General features: G+C 66.3%; 23 protein-coding genes. 19 read left to right on the plus strand and 4 right to left on the minus strand.

Going from position 1 to position 21,677, the window contains the following annotated elements; genetic code table 11:
- Positions 1–56: 56 nt before the first annotated feature.
- Both S58_RS07280 and S58_RS07285 read right to left on the minus strand, forming a co-directional pair.
- Positions 57–1,241, minus strand: coding sequence for a cytochrome P450 (locus S58_RS07280; protein ID WP_015664622.1), 1,185 nt, complete (start codon positions 1,239–1,241; stop codon positions 57–59).
- 376 nt (positions 1,242–1,617) lie between these two features.
- Positions 1,618–2,142: a ParB/RepB/Spo0J family partition protein gene (locus S58_RS07285; protein WP_015664623.1), complete on the minus strand. Its 525-nt coding sequence runs from the start codon at positions 2,140–2,142 to the stop codon at positions 1,618–1,620.
- Between the two features lie 287 nt (positions 2,143–2,429).
- On the opposite strand from S58_RS07285, the gene S58_RS07290 reads away from it, so the two are divergent.
- Together S58_RS07290 and S58_RS07295 are read left to right on the plus strand one after the other, a co-directional pair.
- The gene (locus tag S58_RS07290) at positions 2,430–3,410 is read left to right on the plus strand and encodes a catalase family peroxidase (protein ID WP_015664624.1); all 981 of its coding nucleotides are present in this window, start codon (positions 2,430–2,432) and stop codon (positions 3,408–3,410) included.
- A gap of 141 nt (positions 3,411–3,551) precedes the next feature.
- Positions 3,552–4,217 (plus strand): histidine phosphatase family protein, encoded by a 666-nt coding sequence (locus S58_RS07295; protein ID WP_015664625.1) that lies wholly within the window; start codon positions 3,552–3,554, stop codon positions 4,215–4,217.
- Positions 4,218–4,274: 57 nt separating this feature from the next.
- Here S58_RS07295 and S58_RS07300 read toward each other — a convergent pair whose 3' ends face one another.
- Entirely contained in the window at positions 4,275–4,520 is a 246-nt protein-coding gene (locus S58_RS07300) for a hypothetical protein (protein WP_042340609.1), read from the minus strand.
- Positions 4,521–4,718: 198 nt separating this feature from the next.
- Between S58_RS07300 and S58_RS07305 the strand changes: the two genes are divergently transcribed.
- The 17 genes from S58_RS07305 (at position 4,719) to S58_RS07385 (ending at position 19,075) form a co-directional block, all read left to right on the plus strand.
- Positions 4,719–5,336, plus strand: a complete 618-nt coding sequence (locus S58_RS07305) for a hypothetical protein (protein ID WP_244440722.1) — start codon at positions 4,719–4,721, stop codon at positions 5,334–5,336.
- Positions 5,337–5,652: 316 nt separating this feature from the next.
- Positions 5,653–6,741 (plus strand): gas vesicle protein GvpN, encoded by a 1,089-nt coding sequence (gvpN, locus tag S58_RS07310; protein WP_244440723.1) that lies wholly within the window; start codon positions 5,653–5,655, stop codon positions 6,739–6,741.
- A 56-nt stretch (positions 6,742–6,797) separates the two neighbouring features.
- Positions 6,798–7,034: a hypothetical protein gene (locus tag S58_RS07315; RefSeq protein ID WP_244440724.1), complete on the plus strand. Its 237-nt coding sequence runs from the start codon at positions 6,798–6,800 to the stop codon at positions 7,032–7,034.
- A 5-nt stretch (positions 7,035–7,039) separates the two neighbouring features.
- Positions 7,040–7,303 (plus strand): gas vesicle protein GvpO, encoded by a 264-nt coding sequence (gene gvpO, locus S58_RS07320; RefSeq protein WP_015664630.1) that lies wholly within the window; start codon positions 7,040–7,042, stop codon positions 7,301–7,303.
- 18 nt (positions 7,304–7,321) lie between these two features.
- The gene (locus tag S58_RS07325; protein WP_015664631.1) at positions 7,322–7,681 is read left to right on the plus strand and encodes a gas vesicle protein; all 360 of its coding nucleotides are present in this window, start codon (positions 7,322–7,324) and stop codon (positions 7,679–7,681) included.
- Entirely contained in the window at positions 7,671–8,198 is a 528-nt protein-coding gene (locus S58_RS07330; protein ID WP_015664632.1) for a hypothetical protein, read from the plus strand. Before S58_RS07325 ends, S58_RS07330 begins: the two co-directional genes overlap by 11 nt.
- A 21-nt stretch (positions 8,199–8,219) precedes the next feature.
- Positions 8,220–8,996: a GvpL/GvpF family gas vesicle protein gene (locus S58_RS07335; protein WP_015664633.1), complete on the plus strand. Its 777-nt coding sequence runs from the start codon at positions 8,220–8,222 to the stop codon at positions 8,994–8,996.
- A 62-nt stretch (positions 8,997–9,058) separates the two neighbouring features.
- Positions 9,059–9,307: a gas vesicle protein GvpG gene (locus tag S58_RS07340; RefSeq protein ID WP_015664634.1), complete on the plus strand. Its 249-nt coding sequence runs from the start codon at positions 9,059–9,061 to the stop codon at positions 9,305–9,307.
- Between the two features lie 19 nt (positions 9,308–9,326).
- The gene (locus tag S58_RS07345; RefSeq protein WP_015664635.1) at positions 9,327–11,456 is read left to right on the plus strand and encodes an AAA family ATPase; all 2,130 of its coding nucleotides are present in this window, start codon (positions 9,327–9,329) and stop codon (positions 11,454–11,456) included.
- Positions 11,457–11,458: 2 nt separating this feature from the next.
- The gene (locus tag S58_RS07350) at positions 11,459–12,457 is read left to right on the plus strand and encodes a GvpL/GvpF family gas vesicle protein (RefSeq protein ID WP_042340611.1); all 999 of its coding nucleotides are present in this window, start codon (positions 11,459–11,461) and stop codon (positions 12,455–12,457) included.
- Entirely contained in the window at positions 12,454–13,215 is a 762-nt protein-coding gene (locus tag S58_RS07355; RefSeq protein ID WP_015664637.1) for a GvpL/GvpF family gas vesicle protein, read from the plus strand. The genes S58_RS07350 and S58_RS07355 overlap by 4 nt, the downstream gene beginning before the upstream one ends.
- A complete protein-coding gene (gene gvpJ, locus S58_RS07360) occupies positions 13,212–13,457 on the plus strand; it encodes a gas vesicle protein GvpJ (protein ID WP_015664638.1) in 246 nt (81 codons plus the stop codon). Before S58_RS07355 ends, gvpJ begins: the two co-directional genes overlap by 4 nt.
- A complete protein-coding gene (locus tag S58_RS07365; RefSeq protein WP_015664639.1) occupies positions 13,454–14,098 on the plus strand; it encodes a GvpL/GvpF family gas vesicle protein in 645 nt (214 codons plus the stop codon). Before gvpJ ends, S58_RS07365 begins: the two co-directional genes overlap by 4 nt.
- On the plus strand, positions 14,095–14,454 hold the full coding sequence (locus S58_RS07370) for a gas vesicle protein K (RefSeq protein ID WP_015664640.1): 360 nt from the start codon (positions 14,095–14,097) through the stop codon (positions 14,452–14,454). The genes S58_RS07365 and S58_RS07370 overlap by 4 nt, the downstream gene beginning before the upstream one ends.
- A 498-nt stretch (positions 14,455–14,952) precedes the next feature.
- A complete protein-coding gene (gene gvpA, locus S58_RS07375; protein WP_009029464.1) occupies positions 14,953–15,165 on the plus strand; it encodes a gas vesicle structural protein GvpA in 213 nt (70 codons plus the stop codon).
- Positions 15,166–15,340: 175 nt separating this feature from the next.
- Positions 15,341–16,696 (plus strand): M15 family metallopeptidase, encoded by a 1,356-nt coding sequence (locus tag S58_RS07380; RefSeq protein ID WP_015664641.1) that lies wholly within the window; start codon positions 15,341–15,343, stop codon positions 16,694–16,696.
- Positions 16,697–17,545: 849 nt separating this feature from the next.
- A complete protein-coding gene (locus S58_RS07385; protein WP_015664642.1) occupies positions 17,546–19,075 on the plus strand; it encodes an outer membrane protein in 1,530 nt (509 codons plus the stop codon).
- 117 nt (positions 19,076–19,192) lie between these two features.
- Here the strand turns inward: S58_RS07385 and S58_RS07390 are convergent, their stop codons facing one another.
- Positions 19,193–21,382 carry a methyl-accepting chemotaxis protein gene (locus S58_RS07390; RefSeq protein ID WP_015664643.1) on the minus strand — a complete coding sequence of 730 codons (2,190 nt, stop codon included), beginning with the start codon at positions 21,380–21,382 and terminating at the stop codon, positions 19,193–19,195.
- Positions 21,383–21,677 lie beyond the last annotated feature (295 nt).

Below are 21,677 nucleotides of genomic sequence, written 5' to 3' on the forward strand. Positions count from 1 at the left end.
GGGGCCGGATCAGGTGCATTGGGACAACGCAGAGAACAACGCCCTTCGTGCCGATCCTATTGTAGCCGTACCGGCAGATTGAGCGGCCCGCGGAAGCCGAAGCCGTGCCAGCGCACGCCCGCAGGCTCCGGCAGCTCCATCCTTGGAAACCGTTCGAACAGCATCGGCAGCAGGATGGCGCCGACGGTGCGGCGGGAAAGGTGGGCGCCGGCGCAGTGGTGCGGGCCGTTGCCGAAGGCCTGGTGGGGGTTGGGATCGCGCAGCGCGTTGTAGCTCTCGCCGTCGGTGAACAGCTCCTCGTCGCGGTTGGCGGAGGCCTGGATCGTCATCACGGTGTCGCCCTTCGGAATGAGGCAGCCGCGGATTTCCGTGTCCTCCATCACAAGGCGTGAGCTTGCCTGGATCGGGGCGACCCAGCGCACGCCTTCCTCGAAGGCGGAGCGCCATTTGTCCTGCGCGCGCACGGCTTCGAGCTGCTCCGGGTTGGTCAGCAGGCCGTAGAGGATCGTCAGCAGGGCGTCGCGCGGCTCGTTGATGCCGCCGCCGATCGCGATCTTGATGTTGGCGATGATCTGGCTTTCCGGAATCGGGTTCTTCGCATTGACCATGAAGGAGAGCGCGGACGAATCCGGCATCGCGCGGACACGCGCCATGTTGGCGCGGATGCAGCGGTCCATCTCCGCGTTCGCAACGTCGCTCGCGTCGAACGGCCCCGGCGTCCAGCCGAAATTGCCGGCGCCGTCGATCAGGGTCTGCGACCAGCGCTGCATGTCGGCATCGCTGGCGTCCGGCACGCCCATCACATGTGCGAGGATGCGCGCGGCCAGCGGGCCGGCCAGCGCGGGGAACAGATCGACGACCTCGCCGCGCGGCAGCCGGTCGAGATAGTCAGTGGCGAATTGTCTGTAGAGCGGCTCCCAGGCGGCTTCGATCGTCTTCGGCATCAAGGCCGGCATCATCGCCATGCGCTCGGCGCGGTGCTCGTCGTGGTCCTTGCGCATCAAGGTGTGCGCGAGGAAGGCGCGCTTCATCGGCGTGTTCGGATCGTCGGACGAGAACAGCGCCGCATTGTCCTTCACATATTTGGTGTCGGCCGCCTTGGTGAGGAACGTCCGGCCCACCGACTTGACCCGCAGCACCGGCGCTTCGCGTCGCAGGCGCTGATAGATCGGATAGGGATCGCGCGTCAGATCCGCGATTGTGATGGTCTCGTCCAGGGGAGCCAGGCTTGCGGTCAGCATGGGGCGCTCCTGTTGGATGCGGGCCAGTGCGTGTCTGATCTCAAGGATAGTGGCAGGGACGGAACGGCGCAATGCTGGCCGGATGTCCCGGGCCGGAGCGACCGTGTGTTCTGAACGACGTCTGACCTCGCCAGTTCCGCAATGTGCACGATTGCCGGAGCGTGCTGCGCCGCACCTGCGGAGATGATGATGAGGATGGACTTCGGCGCGTGGCGGCGGATCACGCTGCGCTGATCCGCCCTACGGACTGTCGCCGGTCGGCTCTCGCAGATCCGACGTGGATGGCTGGAACGAGCCCGGCCATGACCGCCTGGAGACGGACGCACGCAAAACTCCGATCGTCATAGGCGGCTGCGCCGGGCGGCGTGGGGGACGCTCAGTATCGCCCGCCGCTGCGCTCTTGTTGCTTGATCCAATCCGAAAGCGTCCGGGTCGTCGATCCCTGCTCCTGACGCGATCGTTTCGACGCTGCGGTGCCGTTGCTCCGGCTCGTCTTGCCCGCGTGCTCGCGCTGACGCATCGCAGCGTCCGACGCGGAGGCTCTCGATGGAGCGGCGAGTTTGTCTGCGGCCTCTTTTTCGAGACGGAGTTTTTTCAGCCGCTCCATCTTCTCGCGCTCCGGATCGGGCGGCGGCGGCGGCAGCTCGCGCTGGCGGGCGTCCTCGGCCGAGATCAGGAGGGCCTTGATGGCGGGTTCGCCGAGGGCCTTGCAGGCTTCGAGGCGATGCAGGCCTTCGACCAGCACGAAATGGTCCTTCTCGCGGCGGACGAGAATGGCCTCGCGCTGGCCGGACTCCAGAATGCTCTCGGCCACCTCGTCGACGAGCTCGGGCCTGAGCGCTTTGCGCTTCTTGTCGGGAACGTGGATCTTGTCGATGGGGAGGCTTTCCGGTGCGGTCACAGTCGAGGCTCCCTTGGGTTTGCTCCGTCGTGTCGATGCTCCCTGCTGATGGAGCCCGATCCAACGGTCCAGTCGAAATCTGGGACCGATCCCAGGCCCGGAACGAGGCGGCGCTGGGAGATGGAGACACGAGGCATGCGCTTCCACAATAGTGACATTCCGCTGCGGTCCGCAAGCGTGGTGACCAGGCGACGGTGGCGGTGCATGCGACGGCCGCGTTTCGACAGTCGCTCATGTCGCGGATTTGTGGTGTTATGGTGAGATAATCGCGACAATAGGAGCCGCTCATGATGAACCGCAAACTCGTTGCCGCGCTGATCGGCGTTGGCCTGTCGCTGCCTGCCGTGGCCCGCGCGCAGGACGCGCCGGTCGAGGAGCAGGTCGTCAATGCGATGAACAAGGTGTTCGGCGTCCACGCCGGCTTCCGCGCCAATCATGCCAAGGGCGTCGTGGTCGAGGGCAAGTTCAAGCCGTCGGCCGAGGCCGCGGGCCTGAGCCGGGCGTCGCTGTTCAGCGGCGGCGAAATTCCGGTGACGGTGCGGTTCTCGGACTCCACGGGCGTGCCGAATTTGCCGGACGGCTCCGGCGATGCCAATCCGCACGGCATGGCGGTGAAGTTTCATCTCGCCGACGGCAGCGACATGGACATCGTGATCAACTCGCTGAAATTCTTCCCCGTCTCGACGGCTGCGGAGCTGCGCGACCTGTTCCTCGCGATCGCCGACAGCGGACCTGATGCGGCCAAGCCGACCAAGCTCGAGCAGTTCATCGGCAGCCATCCGTCGGTGCCGGCGGCGCTCGGCACCATCGCGACGCCCGACAGCTTTGCCGACGAGGCCTATTTCGGCGTCAACGCGTTCGTGCTCGTCAACAAGGCCGGCGAGAAGCAGGCCATCCGCTGGCAGATGCTGCCGGAGAAGGTCGTGCATCTCGACAAGGCGGACGCCGACAAACGCGCGCCCGATTTCCTGATGGCCGAGCTGCCGGCGCGGCTGAAGCAGGGGCCGGTCACGTTCCGCTTCAAGGCGCAGCTCGCAGCCGCCGGCGACAGCACCAGCGATCCGGCCAAGCCGTGGCCCGACGATCGCAAGCTGGTCGAGCTCGGCGTGCTGACGATCGACAAGGCGGTCGCCGACAGCGACGCGGTGCAGAAGACGCTGTTGTTCCTGCCGGGCCAGCTCACCGACGGCGTCGAGCAATCGGACGATCCGATGATCGACATCCGCAACGGCGCCTACGCCATCTCGTTCTCGCGGCGCAATCCCTGATCATCGGGTCGTCCTGCGATCGGGGGACGCTCAGGGGACGGGGCGCGTGATAGATGATTGGCGTGACCGTGCCGGTCGAGAACGGCTCACGCTCGTGGACGAAGGGGAAGGGATCTCGCCGGCGGCTCGAGGAGACGTGTCATGGCTCACATGCGATCGTTTCGATTGTCCCACTTGCTTCGATTGGCCCCGGCGCTCGGCGCCATGTTGTGTGCTGCTTTCACGCTGCTGCCGGTGGTCGCCCGCGGCGAGCCGTTGCCGGCCGATCTGATCGGCCGTCTGCGCTCCGGCGGATATGTCATCGTGTTTCGCCATGGCGCGACCGTTTCGGTCCAGGCCAAGACGGATTCGATGAGCCGGCCGAACGTCCCGGCGCAGCGTCAACTCAACGAGGAGGGCCGCGCGCAGGCGAGAGCGGTCGGCGAGGCGATGCACACGTTGAAGATCCCGGTGGCGCAGGTGGTGACCAGCACGGTGCAGCGCGCCGTCGATACCGGCAAGCTGCTCGGCTTCGGCGAGGTCAGCGCCACCGGCGACCTCGCCGAGAGCGGGACTGAGAGCGCGGCGGAGGACAATGATCGGCGCGCGCAGGCGCTGCGCAAGCTCGTCGCCGCCCGCCCGCCGGCTAACAGCAATGTGGTGCTGGTGTCGCACAAGCCGAACATCGTCGACGCGTTCGGCACCGGCTGGTCCGACGTGCACGAGGGCGAGGCCTCGGTGTTCGAACCCGACGGCAGTGGCGGCACCAAGCTCGTCGCGCGCATCCAGGCGACCACATGGACCGAGCTGGCCCGCGACGCGCATTGAGCGCGTGCGCCGGCGCCCGCTCGGACCAGCGCCTGCAGCGATCCGAAAGCCCACGCGCTAGCGCACCGGCGGCTGCGGCCTCGCCAGTCCATCCAGGCCGTCGCGCAGGATGTTGACGATCAGCTTGATCACCTGCAGCGCGGCGATGGTGGCCGTTGTGTAGGTCGGATTGATCCAGGACGTCGTACAGTCGAACAGGCCGTCCGCGCCCTGTCTGCAGCCTGAGGCCAGCAGCATGGCCGTCACGCCGGCGAGCGTGAGGCTGGCGACATTGGCGATGTTGTGGAAGAGGTTGGTGTTCACGGGGCTCTCCATTCGTTGCAAGCGCTGCCGCGGCTGTGCGCAGCCGTAGCGCGGGCGCCAGAACTCGAAGCGATCCGTCGCGTTCCAGCAGCCTTGCAAAAATCAGCTGCTCTCAGCAGTCACGGCTTCCGGATTTCATCATCGCAGCAGCGGCTGAGCGAACGCGCACAAGCGCGCGCCGCCGGGGCGGGTCACCAGATGGTGATGAACGCCGCCGGGAACGTGCATCCGGGCACCAAGTTGCCGGGCCCGCCGCGATGGTCGCGTGAAACGCGTTCAGGCGTGCCGTCAGCAACTTCCTTGGAGAGAGCAATGAACGAATGGATGAACATGTCGGCGCTCGGGACGATGGTCCTGCAGGAGGGCGTGAAGTTTCTGTACGAGCAGGCGACGGCTGCCCTGAAGCGAAAGCTTGCGCCCCACGCGGATGCGCCGCACGCGCCGCCGCGCCTGCCGCCGATCTTCGATCAGGCTTCCGGGCCGCTGTCGTATCACGTCGACAAGATCGAGGCCGTCGAAGATCCGCTGCGTACATTGAGCCAGATGGTTTCGAAATGGGCCAGCGGCGCCGAGCCGATCAATCCGGCCGATCCCGAGTTCATGCGCGTCGTCTCGGCATTGCGGCTGGTGATGGAGCACGTCTTCCAGCAACAATTGACGTTCAAGGGCGAGCAGCGGTCGGCTGACGATCTGCTCGGCCACTCCCTGGCATTAGGCACGTTGCTCGGCGAGATTCTCCCGCTCGGCCGCTTGGGGGCCGGCCTGCGCGCCGGCGCGAGCGCTCCTCTTCTCAACATCAAGATCCTCAGTTTGTAGACCTGCCCGCCAAACCCGCCCTCGCGCGCTCGCCGGTGACGAACCGGCGTGCGTCGGCGTGCGGCCGCATGTCGCACGAGCGAGCCAGCAGCGATGAGAGCCGAGCTAACAACGACCACGTCGGCGATGCCGGTTCGCTGCGCCCTGTCGCAGGCTGCCGACTACTCAGTACGGCTCGCGCGAAAAAAAATGCCGAGTTCGCCAGGAACTCCGCATGGGGGACCGGATTATGTCGGCCGCGCTCGGGAACCTCCGAGTGTCTGCCCCGCGCGTCCCGCTCATTGCTGCAAGGCTTTCGGATCAGAGAACGGACATCATGACGATCAACCAGGATAGCGGAAGGAGGCCGGTGCTGCGCTCCGACCGGGCGGCGATTGCCGGCGGTCAACGTGGCAGCCGCGCACAGGGCGATGCCGTTGCCCGGAACGATGCGGCCGCGGGATCGCGCGCCGCGATCGCTCAAATCTCGCCGCGGCCGGACGCGGACAACGCCGCCTTGTCGCCGGCGCCGCGGACCGACCTGTTCGAAAACCCGCAACTGGCATCGATGGCCGCGCGCGCCTTGACCTATTTGAATGCCGGCATTCCCGTCCATCTGCGCGGTCCGGCCGGCACGGGCAAGACGACGATGGCGATGCAGCTGGCCGCCAGGCTGGGGCGGCCCGTGGTGCTGCTGACCGGCGACGACGGCCTCACGGCGGCGCATCTGGTCGGCCGCGAGATCGGTACGAAGTCGAGACAGGTGGTCGACCGCTATGTCCACTCGGTGCGCCGGGTCGAAACCGAGACCTCGTCGATGTGGTGTGACGCGGTGCTGGCGCAGGCGGTGGTCGAAGGCCTGACCTTCGTCTACGACGAGTTCACCCGATCGCCGCCGCAGGCCAACAATCCGCTGCTGTCCGTGGTCGAGGAGCGCATCCTGATATTCCCCGCCGGCTCCCGCAAGGAGCGCCTGGTGCACGCCCATCCGGAATTCCGCGCGATCCTCACCTCGAACCCGGAAGAGTACGCCGGCGTCTCACGGCCGCAGGATGCGCTGCTCGATCGGCTGATCACCTTCGACCTCGACGACTACGATCGCGAAACCGAGATCGGCATCGTCAGCAATCGAACGGGGCTCGCCTATGCCGAGGCCGGCGTGATCGTCGATCTCGTGCGCGGCGTGCGCCGTTGGCCCAAGGCGCATCATCCGCCGTCGATGCGCAGCGCCATCATGATCGCCCGGATCGTCGCGCGCGAATTGATCACGCCCTCGGTCGATGATCCGCGCTTCGTCCGACTGTGTCTCGACGTGCTCGCCGCAAAGGCCAAGCCGACCGATCGCGACGATCGCGACCGCTTCGCTGCAACGCTGCTGCGGCTCATGAACAATCATTGTCCCGCTGGCGCCATCGATGGAGGTTGAAGGTGAGACCCGCCCCGCTCCGCAGCATCCGACAACGTCCGCCGCCGGCGCGGCGGGTGGTGCGCTCGCGCACCGAAGCCGCGGCCGAGCTGATCCGGCTCGAACATGAGAGGGATCGCCTCACGCAGGCCCTGGCGTCGCTCGAACCGCGTCGCGAACAGGCGCGCGAGCGGCTGAAGCGCATCGACGAAAGGGCGCGCCAGCTTCTCGCCATGCTCGAGGTCACCAAGGCCGATGACGACGCCTTCGACGGCGTCGTCCGTTCTCCCCTTAGCCGCTTTCCGAAGGAATGAGAGACATGAACGCGCTCAAGATATCCGCGGTCGCCCGCGAAGGCGTCGCCGCGATCACCGGTCATCAACCGGAGCTGGTCTCGCGCTGCGAGCCGAGCGATCGAGGCTGGCAGGTCCAGGTCGAGCTCGTCGACACCAAGGCGCGCATCACCGAGAACGACGTGATGGCGACCTATCAGCTCAATTACGACGCGCGCGGCAGACTGCTCAGCTACGAACGGACGCGGCGTTACCCGCGGGGCAAGAACGGGGGGACGTTCGCGGCCTGAGCGCGAGCGGAGCACGCCATGACCTTTACGGTTCACCAACCGACTGGGGGCGACCGCCTCGCCGACATTCTCGAGCGGGTGCTCGACAAGGGAATCGTCGTCGCCGGCGACGTCACGATTTCACTCGTCGGAATCGAGCTCCTCAACATCAAGATCCGGCTCATCGTCGCGACCGTCGATCGCGCGCTGGAGCTCGGCATCAACTGGTGGGAGGCCGATCCGAGGCTCACGACCCGCGCGTCCGAGCTTTCGGTGGAGAACGAGGAATTGAAGAAGCGTCTGGCGCTGCTGGAGGCAGACGCCGGACGCAACCAACGGCCACGCAAGCGTCGCGTACGAAGCATCGCAGCCACATCTGGAGCTTCACATGAACGATGAAGAGCAGGACAGACCTGGGCCGACCGGCCTCAACGCCTTGAACGAGATGGGCCGTCGCCTGCTCGACGTCCTCGGTTCGGTCGAACGGCGGTTCACGCACGACCAGACCTCCCGGTCAGGAGACGTCACGATCAGGACGCCGCGCGGTCGCGTCGCCGGCAGCGTCGGCTTCACCATCCGGCACGGCCTCGCCTCGGAGCCGTCCGACGAGCCGCTCCCGGTCCGACGTGATCCGCCGGTGCCGCAGCCGAAGATCGACGTTCCGGAAGGGCAGTTGATCGACGTGTTCGACGAGCCCGCCGAGATCCTCGTCACGCTCGCGCCCTGCGTCGCGAGTGCGCACGAGCTCGTCGTCCGCATCGAGGGCGCCGAGCTGCACATTGAGACCACCGGCGGACGGCGGTTTCGCAAGCGCATACGCCTGCCGCTCGATCTCGGCGAAGCCGTTCCCGTAATTAGTCTCTCGAACGGCATTCTCGGCATCCGCATTCCCAAGCCCGCCGCCCCGACCGCCTGAACCCACGCAAGGAGCCTCCTGATGTCAAATCAACCGATCTACGTGTACGGACTGATCCGCGCCGAGGACCATCAACCTCTCGCCGTGCGCGCCGTCGGCGATTCCGAGCAGCCGGTAAACATCATCGGCAGCGGCAATGTCGCGGCGCTGGTCAGCACCATCGATCTCCCGGAAATCATGCCGACGCGGCGCCATATGCTGGCGCACACCAAGGTGCTGGAGGCCGCCATGGCGAATGGGCCGGTGCTGCCGATGCGCTTCGGGATCATCGTGCCGAACCCGGCGACGTTGTTGCGCGTGATCGGCTTCCGTCACCAGGAGCTGCGGGCGCGGCTCGACGAGATCGACGGCCGCATCGAGGTGGCGCTCAAGGCGAGCTGGGACGAGCAGTTCATGTGGCGCCAGCTGGCGTCCGAGCATCCGGATCTCGCCGTCAGCGGCCGCACGATGATGGGCCGCGGCGAGCAGCAGAGCTACTACGACCGCATCGAGCTCGGTCGCGCGATTGGCGCGGCGCTCGAAGAACGGCGGACGGCAGCACGCCTGCAATTGCTGCAGACGGTCACGCCGTTTGCGGTTCAGGTGAAGGAGCTGACGCCGGTCGATGACGCGATGTTCGCCCATCTCGCGCTGCTGGTCGAGAAGGGGGCGGAGCCGTCGTTGTACCAGACCGTCGAGGCGCTCGAGCGCTCGAACGATTCGGGGCTGAAGTTCAGATATGTGGCGCCGATCCCGCCTTACAATTTCGTCGCCGTGACGCTCGACTGGGAGCAGCACGAGCAGGCGCCTCGTCGGTGATCGGACGATAGGCCATCCACGGCGGCCGGCGGTGTCCACAACGTTGAATGCAGGAGATCACGATGCTCTTTCAGATCCTCACTTCTCCCGTCAGCGGGCCGTTCAGGATGGTGTCATGGATCGGCGGCGCGATCCGGGACGCAGTCGATACCAAGATGAATGATCCGGCCGAGATCAAGCGGGCTCTGGCGGCGCTCGAGCAGCAGCTCGAGGCCGGCAGCCTCTCCGAGCAGGATTACGAACGGATGGAGATGGAGCTGATAGAGCGGCTCCAGAGCTCGCTCCGGCACGGCAGCGGAAATGGCGGCTGAGATGGATGCTCCATCAACCATGCAGCGGACCGTCGCAGAAGCGCGCGCGGGAGATGCCGGACGCGGGATCATCAGGCTCGATCCCAGTGATCTCGCGCTGCTCGGGCTTTCCATCGGCGACGTCGTCGAGATACGCGGTCGCCATTGCGCCTATGGCCGCGCGCTTCCCACCCATCCCGACCAGCGAGGTCTGGGCAGGGTCCTGATCGACGGCACCGGACGCACGAATGCCGGCGCCGGCCTTGGCGATCTCGTGTCGCTGGTTGCCGCCCACACCCGTCCGGCCGATGAGGTCACGATTGCGTTCGACGGCTTCCGGCCGCCCCGTCCCGGCCTGTTCGCCCGTCGGGTGTCGGACGCCTTCCGCGACATGACCGTCGCGGCCGGCCATGTCGTCCGGCTGCGCCTGATCGGAGGTCGCGATCTCTCCGGCCGGATCTGCGCCACCAGCCCGGAGGGCGCGGTCGTCATCAGTCGCGACACGCGCATCACGTTTGCGGCGGCTTCCGGCGAGGCCCCGCCGCGCACCATCTGCTATGAAGACCTCGGCGGGCTGTCGCGCGAGCTTGCGCGCGTGCGCGAGATGATCGAGCTGCCGATCCGCCGGCCGGATCTGTTCGCCCGGCTGGGCATCGAGGCGCCCAAGGGGGTGCTGCTGTCCGGGCCGCCTGGCACCGGCAAGACGCTGCTGGCGCGCGCGGTCGCCCAGGAATGCGAAGCTGCCTTCTTCCAGATCGATGGTCCCGAAATCGTCTCCAAGCACTATGGGGACTCCGAAGCGAAGTTGCGCAGCATCTTCCAGAAGGCGCAGGCGAGGGCGCCGGCGATCATCTTCATCGACGAGATCGATGCCATCGCGCCCCAGCGCGCCCGGCTTGGTGGCGACCGCCAGCTCGAAGGGCGGCTGGTGGCCCAATTGCTCACCTTGCTCGACGGCGTTTCCTCCCGCGGCTTGGTGATCGTGATGGCCGCCACCAACCTGCCTGACAATCTCGACCCGGCGCTGCGCCGTCCCGGCAGGCTCGACCGCGAGATTGCGATCGGCGTACCGGACCGCGGCGGGCGCCTCGAAATCCTCGCCATCCATACCCGCGGTGTGCCGCTCGGCCCGGATGTCGATCTCGAGCAGATTGCCGGCGCGACCCACGGCTTCGTCGGCGCCGACCTCGCAGCACTGGTGCGCGAGGCCGGAATGGCCGCCCTGCGGCGCGCGGCTGCGTTCGACTCGAGTGCGCTCGACGGCATCTCGCTCGAAGATCTCTGCATCGGGCGTGCTGATTTCGACACGGCGCTGTCCGAGGTCCGCCCCTCTGCGATCCGGGAAGTGTACACGGATGTGCCGCGGGTGCGCTGGAGCGAAATCGGCGGAATGGCCGAGATCAAGCAGGAGCTGATCGAAGCGGTGATCTGGCCGATCACGAAATCCTCGCTGTTTGCGGATCTCGGCGTCCGGCCCGCCAAGGGCGTGCTGCTCACCGGTCCGCCCGGCACCGGCAAGACGCTGTTGGCGCGCGCACTCGCCAGTGAAGCGCAGGTCAATTTCATCGCGGTGAGAGGCCCCGAACTGCTCGATCGCTTCGTCGGCGAGAGCGAGCGCGCGGTGCGCGACGTGTTCGTGAAGGCGCGGGCGACCTCGCCGACCATCATCTTTTTCGATGAGATCGACTCGCTCGCGCCGGTGCGCGGCCTGAGCGGGGCGGTGAGCGATCGCGTGGTGGCACAGCTGCTGACCGAGATCGATGGCATCGAGGAGCTGAAGGGTGTTTTCCTGCTGGCCGCCACCAACCGGATCGATCAGGTCGATCCGGCGCTGCTCAGGCCCGGGCGCTTCGATCGCGTGTTCGAGGTGCCGTCGCCTGACTGCGCAACGCGGGCGCAGATCCTGGACGTGCAATCCGCGAGGCTCCCGCTCGGCCCCGATGTCGACCTCGGCGGCATCGCCGCGAGCACCGAAGGCTTCGTTGGCGCCGAGCTCGCCGCGATCTGTCAGGAAGCCGGGCGCATGGCGTTGCGGCGCGCAGTGGCGCGGAGCAGCGATGCTCCGATCGTGATCGAACAGGCGGATCTTCTGGCCGCGTCGAACCTGGTCGGATGCGGCCGAAGCATTCGCACATCGCGGCAGGCAACACCAAGGAGGCGGTTCTGGTGACGATGAATCTCGTCGGTATCACCACGCCGGATGTTGCCGGCGCCATCGCGGCGGCGGGAGGCCGGCTGGCCGATGTCGAGACGCGCGCGGTAGAGGCGGGCGGCCTCGTCGCACTGCTGGCCTTGTCCAAAGCACCGTTCTGGCACGTCCTGCGGCGGTCCCGGACCGCGCTCAGGTCGATGCTGACGGCTCAGCGCATCCTGGAAGCCGCTGCCGTCTACGGGCCGCTGCTGCCCGCACGTCCGGGCACGCTCATCAGGAATGATGCAGAAGCCTGCATGCTGCTGCGCAGCCAGTGCCGACATCTCGCGGAGGGCCTTCGCCTCCACGGCACTTCCCGGCAATATCAGATCACCATCAGCTGGGATCCTGTCGCCGCGCTGGCGGCGCGCCGTGATCATCAGGATCTCGTCGAAGCCGCCGCTGCGAGCGCCGACGGCGCGGCCGACAAGGCGGCATCGATGATCCAGCGGTTCATGTCGGATCAACAAGCCAGGTTCGAGGCCGAGGCCATGCGCGCGCTTGCCGCGGTCGCCGAGGACGTGATCACCCTGCCGGTGAATCAGCCGGACATGCTGATGAATGCCGTCGTGCTGCTCGCGCCCGGCGCAGAGCCGGAGCTCGAGCGTGTCCTGGAAGCGCTCGACCGCGGCCTGCGGGGGAAGAACCTCATCCGGCTGATCGGCCCGCTTCCTCCCGTCTCGTTTGCGGCGGTGTCGATCGAACGTCCGGGACGTCAGCGTATTGCCGCGGCCCGCCGCCTGCTCGGGATCGGCGAGGCGACCAGGACATGCGATCTGCGCCGGGCCTATCTCGATAAGGCTCACGCGCATCACCCGGACACGGGCGGGCATGCCGCCGACGCGTCGATCGTCGGAGCCGCGGCCGAGGCGTTTAGGCTGCTCGCACGCGTCGCGGAGGCGCGCGCGTCGGCCGGACAAGACGATGTGATTCTGGTGGACATTCGTCGGCAGGACCAGCAGCGGAGCTTATCGACATGAGCAAGGCAAACCTCGGCATCGGCCTCGTGCATGGCGTCGTCACGGCGCAATCGGCCGCGCTGCTTCCGCAGATCGTCGATGCCTTCGATGCGACCGAGATCATCGTCGTGAACACGGAGCAGCAAGCGCTGCTGATCTCAGATATTCCGCAATATCTGCGCGGTCACGTCGAGGCGGATACGCTGTTCTCTGACCCCGCGCGCATCTCGACCCTGGCCATGAAGCATCACCGCATATTGCAGGCTGCCGCAGTGGTCACGGATGTCGTTCCAGTCCGACTTGGAACGCTGGTCAGAGGGCCGAGCGGGGCGCGTGATCTCCTGAACCGCGAAGCCGTGCGCTTCGCCGGTCATCTCGTCACGATCCACAATGCGCTCGAGTTCTCCGTGCGCATTCTCCCGACCGAGCAGCCTTCGCGTCGGGTTGCCCGTCCCGTTCCCAGTAGCGGCAGGGACTATCTGCGCATCCGGAGAGATGAACGATGCGGTCAGCGGCCGGCCGTCGTCGACATCACGCTGCAAGAACTTGCATCGCGGGCGGTGGCGATCCGTGAGCGGCAATCGGCATCGCGTTCGGGCGGCAGGACACCGGCGCTGGCCGAAGCCGCTTTCCTGGTCGATCGCCATGCGCTTGCGGCGTTCGACGACTGTGCCGGACGGATCGAACGGCAGATCGCCGAGAATGGCCTCGCGCTCGATATATTCGGACCTTGGCCGGCCTACAGTTTCGTGGATGGCGCGCGGGAGAACCTGGGATGACGTACCGCGCCGATCTCGACTATCTCGAACCCGCGGCGTCGAGCGAGGGCTCCCTGCTCGAGTTGCTCGATCACCTGCTCGACCGCGGTGTTTTGCTGTGGGGCGAATTGCGAATCTCCGTCGCCGATGTCGAACTCATCGAGGTCGGCCTCAAGCTGATGCTGGCTTCGGCGCGGACCGCGGACCGCTGGCGGCAGACGACGACCCAGCGCGCCTCGATCGCCCCGGGAGATTGTCCATGAGCAGTCCGCGTCTGATAGGCCTCCTCGCGGCCGATGACGTCCCGGCCGATCTCGCCGATCAAATCATGTCTTGCGGGCCGGTTGCCGCAGCAATCCGCTTTGCACCGGCTGCTGCCTCGAGCAGCGAGAGCCTCGACCATCACGCAGCCGTCGTCGCCTGGTGCCGCCGCGCGGCGTTCCTGCCATCGCGGGCCGGCATCCCGATCTCGCCGGAGCTCCTGCAATCCATCGCGCGATCCGCTTGGTATCACCGTTCGACCATCGAACACATCGAGGGGCGCGTCGAGATCTCGGTCGAGCTCGAGCGCCGTGACGGCGTGCGGGATGGTGGGATTGACGGCGGCGGCCGGGCCTATCTCCGCGCGACGGCGCACGATCTCCGGGCATGCGAGGTCGGCGTCGCGACGGCGGCGAACCTGCTGGCGATGTACAGCGAGCGGGCCGACGCCGACCTGATCGCGCGCACCGCGCCGCTTCCGGCCATCAGGCTGCGCGCGTCGGTGCTGGTCAGGAGAGCGGTCGCGCCGCGGCTGGCACGACAATTCGACAGCATGCTGAGCGCGATCAGCGACCGCCTGGTGTGCCGGGTGACCGGCCCCTGGCCGCCTTACAGCTTTTCGACGATCCGGGAGCCCTCATGAGCGCGAGCAGCCACAGCGAGGCGCCCGGCCTTCGTCTGCAACTCGGCGACCTCGATACCGCGCTGGCTGCGGTCTTTACCGATGCGGCTCCGAACGGATCGATCAACCTCGACCCCGACAAGATCGAGCATGACCTCGCGCGCCTCGTGCTCACCTTGATCGAATTCCTGCGACGGCTGCTCGAGCTGCAGGCGATCCGGCGCATGGAGGCGAATGAGCTTTCGGAGGATGAGGAGGAGCGCGTCGGTCTCGCGCTGATGCGGGCCGCCGCCCAGGTGAGCAGACTCGCGCGCGAGCTGGGGGTGGATCCGCGCGAGCTGAACCTGCAGCTCGGACCGCTCGGACGGCTGCTGTGAGTTGATTCAGACCCGTGTGACCGCTCCCCCTATCATATTGCACAGAGCGGAAGAGGCGGGGATGTGAGCGTCGGCTTGGAAGTTGCGCTGCACGGGAGCTGAAGCCTGCGCAACAGGCTCAGGCTGCCCATGTAGCACCGAAGTCGTGCCGAGTCCGAATGCCGCCGTTCGCCTCCGGCTCGTTCACGAGAGCCATCTCAGCGGCTCTCGACACATCCGGAGTCCTCACGACGCGACCGCTCACCCCGAAGATTGGGCCTCGCCGCGGCCGGATTCTGTCGCCGTGCCTGGTGAGAGTCTCACGAATCCGCGTACCAAAAATTGTGCTGATCGCAAGGAACTCGTTCCTACAAACTCTGTTTGAGAGCGCTACAAAAACACGAAACACAACCTCAAAGAGAATTGATGAGTTGATAGTCGGCCGTACCAATTTTCCGGAACGCGTACTTTCCGGGGTCTGTGCCGTGCCGTCACTCTCGCAACATTGGGAAACAGAACATGGCCATCGAGAAAGCAACAGCGTCTTCAAGCCTCGCCGAAGTGATCGATCGCATCCTCGACAAGGGCGTCGTCATCGACGCCTTCGTGCGAGTCTCCCTCGTCGGCATCGAGCTGCTGTCGATCGAGCTTCGCGCCGTCGTCGCCTCGGTCGAGACGTGGCTCAAATACGCCGAAGCCATCGGCCTCGTGGCTCAGCCGATGCCGGCCTGAGCCCGACACATCCGACTCCGGCCGGGCCGATCACGCGATCTGTCGTCGTGCGCCATCGGCCCGACCGGAAGTCCCAAGCCAACGATGCAAGACCATGCATCAACTCGCCGAGCCGGCTTCGTGTGACCACTCCTGACCAGCTCTCGGGTCCTCGCCACCAAGGGATTCACCGCACATGACACCATCCGAGCAACGTCGGCAGATGGCTGCCGAGATCGTCGACTTCGAAGCCCGCCGGGACGCGGCGGGTCACCTGACCGTCTACTATCCGCCGACCGGGGACGGCGGCGGTGCCTATGAGGTCGCCGGCATCAATGCGCGCTATAACAGATTGACGGCCAAGAGGCTGGCCGGCTTGATCGCAAGACAGCGCTACGATGACGCGGAGCGCGTCGCGACCGACTTCATCGCCCGAAACACCGACTGTGCGGCGGCGTGGACCGATGTGCCGGCTGTCGAGTTCTACCTGCGCGACTGCGTGTTCAGCCGTGGGGCGAGGGGAGCTGCGCTGATCCTGCAGCGCGCGCTCGGCGTGGTGGCGGACGGCAAGGTTGGACCGGTCACGCGCGCGGCGGCGGCCGTCATCGATCCCTTGGAATTGCTGACGCAGCTGCGCCGGGCGCGCGAGCAATACGAGCGCGAGGTCGTACACCGCGACGAGCGCAGCAAATTCTGGGCGGGATTGTCGTCCCGCTGGGACAAGGCGGTCACGACCGCCAAGCAATTCTCCATCATCCCGGCGCCGGCCCCGGTGCCCGGGACCCCGACGACACCGCCGATCGTGGCGATCGACCCGAGCTCGCTGATAGGACCTGACGCGACCGCCCCGGCGGCCGCTCCCGTCAGGAGCAGCGGCTTCCCGCCGCGGCCGGCGTTTCCTCCTCTCGTCACCAACCGGCAGCGGGAGGCACTGTTCGGCCGCTATGACTATGTGCGCGCACCGCAGCCGGGAAATCCCGAGGCAATCCGGATCCTTGGCAGCTGGGAGCGCGACAACATCGTCGAGGTGCCGATTCCGCAGCTGGCCAAGGCGCTTGGCGCCAAGGCGCCGGCCGCCATCAGATTCCACCGGCTCGCGGCTCGCCAGCTGCAGACATTGTGGGAGGAGTGGGAGGCCGCCGGCCTTCTTAGCCGCATTTATTCTTTTGACGGCGGGTTCGTGGCCCGGCTCGTGCGCGGCAGCCGCAGCGTCCTGAGCAACCACGCCTTTGGCAGCGCCTTCGATGTCAACCAGGCCTTCAATCCCTTCGGGCAGCGGCCGGCATCGAACGGTCGCAGAGGGTCGGTCCGCGACCTCGTGCCGATCGCGAACCGCAACGGGTTCTACTGGGGAGGCCACTATCAAAGCCGGAAGGACGGCATGCATTTCGAAATCGCGGTCCTGCAGCGAACGGTCGCGACGCAAATATCGCTGGCGTCAGCGCTCGCGAGCTCCGCCGCGGGCAGCATGGCGACAGACCAGATCGCGGCTCCTGCCGTCGAGTCGCCGTCATTGCCAGCCGCGACATTGCCTCCCGCGGCGTCGGTGTGAGCTGTTCGTCAGCAAGGAGCGTCCGAGGCCGGACCAGCCGACATGTTTTGACTGATCACATTCATTAGCTGATTGCCGACGCACTGCCGCCTCCTTGCTGATCGGATTGCCGTGAAGCCGACCGCTCGTCGCCTCATTTGGCGCGATTGCGGCGATATGTGCCGAATTTCCTCCCGATCCGTGGCGCCACGATGTCTGCGCAACGAGGACCGCGCGCGACGCATTCGAGGCGTTCGCTCGTCCGCTGACCGTGCTCGCACCCATGCCGCTCTTGATGGTGCCGCCGACGTGGCGATGCAGGTCGGCGCGAGGTGTGCAATCAGTGCGAGCGAATGGTGATCGTGCAATCGATGCCGTCTTGCGGTTGCCAATGATGGAGATGAGGCGCCGACCCCTGCCAGCAGGGCAGCGGGAGGGCTGACGTTCGTCTGCTAACGGTCGTCAGGAGCTTGCAGGCAAGCCTTTGCGTGCATCGCGCGCGAGCGCGTTGGAAGCGCTGGCGCTTTGCGCGCTACTTCTTTTCGCCAGAATCCTGCATCTTGCGTGCAACACTCAACATCCAATTTCAATCGCCTCGACGCCGCGATCAGCATTCCTTTCGTTTGACATTTTTCAATTCAGTTCGCGACACATTCTGACCCTCCTGATGCGGCCGTCGTTTGTTGCGGCACGTGTTCAGGAGTTGTGAGTTCGATGCGTCGCGTATTTGGCGTATGCCTTTGCCTATCTACTTTCGCAGGAAGTACGACATCGGTCTGGGCGACTGATCTCGCCCTGCCTCCCCCGCTCCCTCCGCCCGACGTTTTCGCCTACAGGTGGAGTGGCTGTCATGCCGGCGCGAACGCCGGCATGGCGTGGTCACGCCAGCAGCAGAATTGGAGCCAGGTCGCCAATGCAGGCGCAGCGCCCGTTCAGCCTGTCCAGCAGCCGGTCGGCAACGCAAACAACCCGCCTGTGGTCAAGCCGCCTGTGGTTGCAAACCCCCCGCCGAACCCGCCGCCGCCGAACAACCCGGGCGGGAACAACGGCGGATGGAAGCCGCCGCACAAGCCGCCGCAGAAGCCCCCGATCTGTGAGCGCACCGACAAGGGCTGGTGGCAGCCCGGCAAGCCGTATCACGGCGACAAGGATCACGATTGGCCGAACGACAAACCTTCCTACAATCATGATCACGACGGCGGCCATCATTGGCCACAGGTCGGATCGAAAGGTGGCGACAACAAGTCTTCCTGGCCGTCGTACAAGAACGACAAGGATAAGGACGACAACTACAAGGACGTCAAATATGGCGGCTTGTTCGACAAGCACCATGACGACGATCATGACAAGTCGGGCGGCTGGTCACAGCTGCATTCGAACGGCTACTCCGACAGGAGTGCCTGGCTGCACCATGGCCAGCAGGACGATCATGACAAGCCGGCCACCGGCTGGGGCGCGAAGAAGGATGACGGCTATGACAAGCCGTCGGGCTTCGGCTGGTCGAAGCAGCCGATGAAGAGTGAGCGCGACAGCTATGCCTGGCTGAAGCCGGATGACCGCAACGACGACAAGCATGGCGGTTATGGTTGGGGCGGCAAGCCGCACGACAATGACGACGGCAAGGGCGGTTATGGCGACAAGCAGCCCGACAAGGATCACTGGCAGCAGCAGGGCGGCAACTACCATCATGGCGGATGGCCGCATCATCCGGACAAGCCCTGGCCGCCGAAGAACCCGCCGCCGAACAACGGTGGCGGCCAGCCGAATCCGCCGCCGCAGGGCAACAATGGCAACCCGCCCCCGCAGAATCAGCCGCCGGCTGGCGGCAACGTGGCGCCGCTGCCCGTCGCGGCCGTGCAGATTCCGACCGCCATCTCCAGCAATGGCAGCGACGTGATGGGCGGCCTGCAGCTCGGTTGCGACTATCAGATGGACCGCTTCGTCGTCGGCATCCAGGCCATGGCCGATCTCGGCATCATCAACACGTCGAGCCCGCTCGGGCCGGCGCTGACGATGAACACGCGGACCAGCAACCTCTACACCGCCACGGTGCGTGCAGGTTATCTCGTGACGCCTGAGATCCTGGCCTATGTGCGCGGTGGTGCGGCATGGACGCGAACCAATGTTTCGGTCGTCAACACCACCACCGGGCAGTCCGCCAGCGTGGCGTTCAACCGCAGCGGCTGGACGGTCGGCGCCGGCGTCGAGTGGATGTTCGCTCGCAACTGGTCGGCCTTCGCCGAATATGACTACGCCGATTTCGGCACCGCGACCGGCACGCTGCCGGGCGCCGCCGCGATCACCGGAGGGCCGAACGTCGTCAGCCAGAAGACCCAGCTCCACACCGCTCTGCTGGGCATCAACTACCGGTTCGACCTGCTCTCGCGCGCCGGCCGATAAGGGCTGCGGCGCCCGCCGCTTCTCTCTGCAGAGGACAAAGGCCGCCCGGTTCGCCCGGGCGGCCTTTTTCGTCTGACCGGCGGTCGCCGGCCGATGACCCGAATATGTGGTTGGCCGTCAGCTCGCACGGACCGAGGTCAGGAACTTGCCGACTTCGTCCCTCAGGCGACCACTGTCGCGCGACAGCAGCTTCGCCGCCGACAGCACCTCGGAGGACGCGGTGCCCGTATTGCTGGCGCCGCGCTGCACATCGGTGATGTTCGACGACACCTGCTGCGTGCCCTGGGCCGCCTGCTGGACATTGCGCGAGATCTCCTGCGTCGCCGCGCCCTGCTGCTCGACCGCAGCCGCGATCGTGGCCGAGATCTCCGACAGGCGTTCGATGGTTTCGCTGATCTCGCGGATCGCGCCGACGGACTCCTGGGTGGCGGTCTGAATACCGGCGATCTGCTGGCCGATGTCCCCGGTCGCCTTCGCGGTCTGCTCGGCGAGCGCCTTGACCTCGGTGGCGACCACGGCGAAGCCGCGTCCGGCATCGCCCGCCCGTGCTGCCTCGATGGTGGCGTTGAGGGCGAGCAGGTTGGTCTGGCCGGCGATGGTGTTGATCAGCTCGACAACGTCACCGATGCGCGCCGCCGCCTTCGAGAGTTCGCCGACCCGCCCCGTGGTGGAGCGTGCCTGCGTCACGGCCTCGTTGGCCATGCGCGCGGACTGCTGGACCTGGCGGCTGATCTCGGTCACCGAGGAGGCCATCTCCTCGGTCGCGGATGCCACCGACTGCACGTTGGTCGACGCCTGCTCCGAGGCCACCGCGACAGTGGTCGCAAGCGTCTGCGCCTGCTCCGCGGTGGCGGTCAACGATCCGGCCGAGGTCTCCAGCGTGCTCGAGGCCGCCGACACGGTTTCGACGATGCCGCCAACGGACGCCTCGAACTGATCCGCCATCTCGTTCATCGCGTGCCGCCGCTGGGCATCGGCGGCCGCCTGATCCTCGGCGCGCTGTGCGATGCTCTGCTTCAGGTCGCCCTGCATGGCTTTCAGGGAAGTGGCGAGGGCTCCGACCTCATCTTCCTGCTCGATGGTGAGGGTCTGGTTGAAGTCGCCTTTGGCGATGCCATTGGCGAACACGGCGCAATCCCGGATCGGACGGGCAATCCCCCGTGCAGCCACCCAGATGAGGAAGATCGCAAGCGCGGTGATCAGCGTTCCGACCCCGAGCTGCCACAGCGTGTTGTTGGTCGAGCGGCCGCTGAGCGAGGCGTCGAGCTGCCGCGCCGAGGCGAGAACCACGTCGCGCGGGATCGAGATCACGACCGACCAGGGCGTGTCGGTGAGGCCGAACGTGATCGGGGCGTAGATGTCGACGTTGGGATTGTTGGGCTCGTCGAGGACGGTGCCCTTGCCGGTGCGGACGATGGCCGCACTGTCGGTCCAGCGCGAATCAGCCTCGGCGGCCGACTTGCCGATGACGTTCTGATTGGCGCTGTCGGCGACGACGAGGCCGGTGTCGTTGAGGATCACGACCTTGCCCTTGCCGTCGAACAGCGAGGTGTTGATCTTGACCGCGAGCTTCTGCACGAAGTCGAGATTGTAGTCGGCGCCGGCGAGGCCGCGGAATTTTCCGTCGATCATGACGGGCACCGACATCGTGGCCAGGAACACCGGCTTGCCCTGGACAATGTAGGGCAGCGGTCCGAGGATGTTCTCCTTACCGGTGGTGCTCGGATTGATGTACCAGGCGCCCTTCACGAGGCCATTCTGATGGCGCTCGCTGCTGTCGTACTCGACCAGCGGCTGCACGGCGATCGCGCCGCCGGCGCTTCGCGTCCAATAAGGGAGGAAGCGGCCGGTGTTGTCGGAGCCCATCTCCTTGTTGGCCTTGAAGGCTGTGTCGTTGCCGTCGAGCCCATCGGGCTCCCAGGCCGAGTAGGTGCCGTTGAAGGCGGGATTGAGCTCCAGCACATGCCGCAGCACGGCGTTGAGCTGCGCCCGGCGGGCGCTCGTGACGGTCCCGTTCTTGGCGTCGGCCAGGACCGCAAAGGACTGCGCCAGCGTGCGCGCCGCGTCGAACCCGACCTCCAGCTCGGCCTTGATGACGTTGGCCTCGGTGGAAGCCCGATTCATCAGGCTCTCCTTGGTCTGGCGATCGACGAGCTGCATCACCTCGTGGTTGACGTACTGGTTCATGCTCTGGGTCGAGAACAGACCGTAGCCGATCAGGATGACGCAGGTGAGCGCGAGGCAGAAGCCCGCAATCAAGGCGATCTTGGTTTGGATGGAGCGTATTGCCGCAAAGGATAGGCGCATGTTGTCCTCTCATGGTCGCCGTCGCGGGACCGCCGATGAAGCTCGTCCGTGCGAAGCGCATGCGGGAACCATCCGGAATTGGGATTAACGCGTTTTGAGGAATTGCCTTCGTTCGGGGGCCCTCGGTCCCGTTCGGGCGGGAGAGTGTCGCAGTCTTGCGACATCCCCGTAGTCATCCGGGCATCGGTATCGGTGCAATCGCCCTCACCGAGGGGAGGGCGCTTCCGATCCGCGTTCCTTGACGCCGGTCAAACTGCGGTGCTGTAGTTGCGCTAGTCTGGTCATAAGCCGCGCC

It is taken from the genome of Bradyrhizobium oligotrophicum S58, assembly GCF_000344805.1.
In the GTDB taxonomy this organism is placed as follows: Bacteria; Pseudomonadota; Alphaproteobacteria; order Rhizobiales; family Xanthobacteraceae; genus Bradyrhizobium; species Bradyrhizobium oligotrophicum.

Bases quoted from the DNA above. Each gene is read 5' to 3' on its own strand.
- S58_RS07280 (WP_015664622.1), bottom strand. From the start codon at position 1,241: ATGCTGACCGCAAGCCTGGCTCCCCTGGACGAGACCATCACAATCGCG.
- S58_RS07290 (WP_015664624.1), top strand. From the start codon at position 2,430: ATGATGAACCGCAAACTCGTTGCCGCGCTGATCGGCGTTGGCCTGTCG.
- S58_RS07295 (WP_015664625.1), top strand. From the start codon at position 3,552: ATGGCTCACATGCGATCGTTTCGATTGTCCCACTTGCTTCGATTGGCC.
- S58_RS07305 (WP_244440722.1), top strand. From the start codon at position 4,719: ATGGTGATGAACGCCGCCGGGAACGTGCATCCGGGCACCAAGTTGCCG.
- gvpN (WP_244440723.1), top strand. From the start codon at position 5,653: ATGACGATCAACCAGGATAGCGGAAGGAGGCCGGTGCTGCGCTCCGAC.
- gvpO (WP_015664630.1), top strand. From the start codon at position 7,040: ATGAACGCGCTCAAGATATCCGCGGTCGCCCGCGAAGGCGTCGCCGCG.
- S58_RS07325 (WP_015664631.1), top strand. From the start codon at position 7,322: ATGACCTTTACGGTTCACCAACCGACTGGGGGCGACCGCCTCGCCGAC.
- S58_RS07330 (WP_015664632.1), top strand. From the start codon at position 7,671: ATGAACGATGAAGAGCAGGACAGACCTGGGCCGACCGGCCTCAACGCC.
- S58_RS07335 (WP_015664633.1), top strand. From the start codon at position 8,220: ATGTCAAATCAACCGATCTACGTGTACGGACTGATCCGCGCCGAGGAC.
- S58_RS07340 (WP_015664634.1), top strand. From the start codon at position 9,059: ATGCTCTTTCAGATCCTCACTTCTCCCGTCAGCGGGCCGTTCAGGATG.
- S58_RS07345 (WP_015664635.1), top strand. From the start codon at position 9,327: ATGCAGCGGACCGTCGCAGAAGCGCGCGCGGGAGATGCCGGACGCGGG.
- S58_RS07350 (WP_042340611.1), top strand. From the start codon at position 11,459: ATGAATCTCGTCGGTATCACCACGCCGGATGTTGCCGGCGCCATCGCG.
- S58_RS07355 (WP_015664637.1), top strand. From the start codon at position 12,454: ATGAGCAAGGCAAACCTCGGCATCGGCCTCGTGCATGGCGTCGTCACG.
- gvpJ (WP_015664638.1), top strand. From the start codon at position 13,212: ATGACGTACCGCGCCGATCTCGACTATCTCGAACCCGCGGCGTCGAGC.
- S58_RS07365 (WP_015664639.1), top strand. From the start codon at position 13,454: ATGAGCAGTCCGCGTCTGATAGGCCTCCTCGCGGCCGATGACGTCCCG.
- S58_RS07370 (WP_015664640.1), top strand. From the start codon at position 14,095: ATGAGCGCGAGCAGCCACAGCGAGGCGCCCGGCCTTCGTCTGCAACTC.
- gvpA (WP_009029464.1), top strand. From the start codon at position 14,953: ATGGCCATCGAGAAAGCAACAGCGTCTTCAAGCCTCGCCGAAGTGATC.
- S58_RS07380 (WP_015664641.1), top strand. From the start codon at position 15,341: ATGACACCATCCGAGCAACGTCGGCAGATGGCTGCCGAGATCGTCGAC.
- S58_RS07385 (WP_015664642.1), top strand. From the start codon at position 17,546: ATGGCGTGGTCACGCCAGCAGCAGAATTGGAGCCAGGTCGCCAATGCA.
- S58_RS07390 (WP_015664643.1), bottom strand. From the start codon at position 21,382: ATGCGCCTATCCTTTGCGGCAATACGCTCCATCCAAACCAAGATCGCC.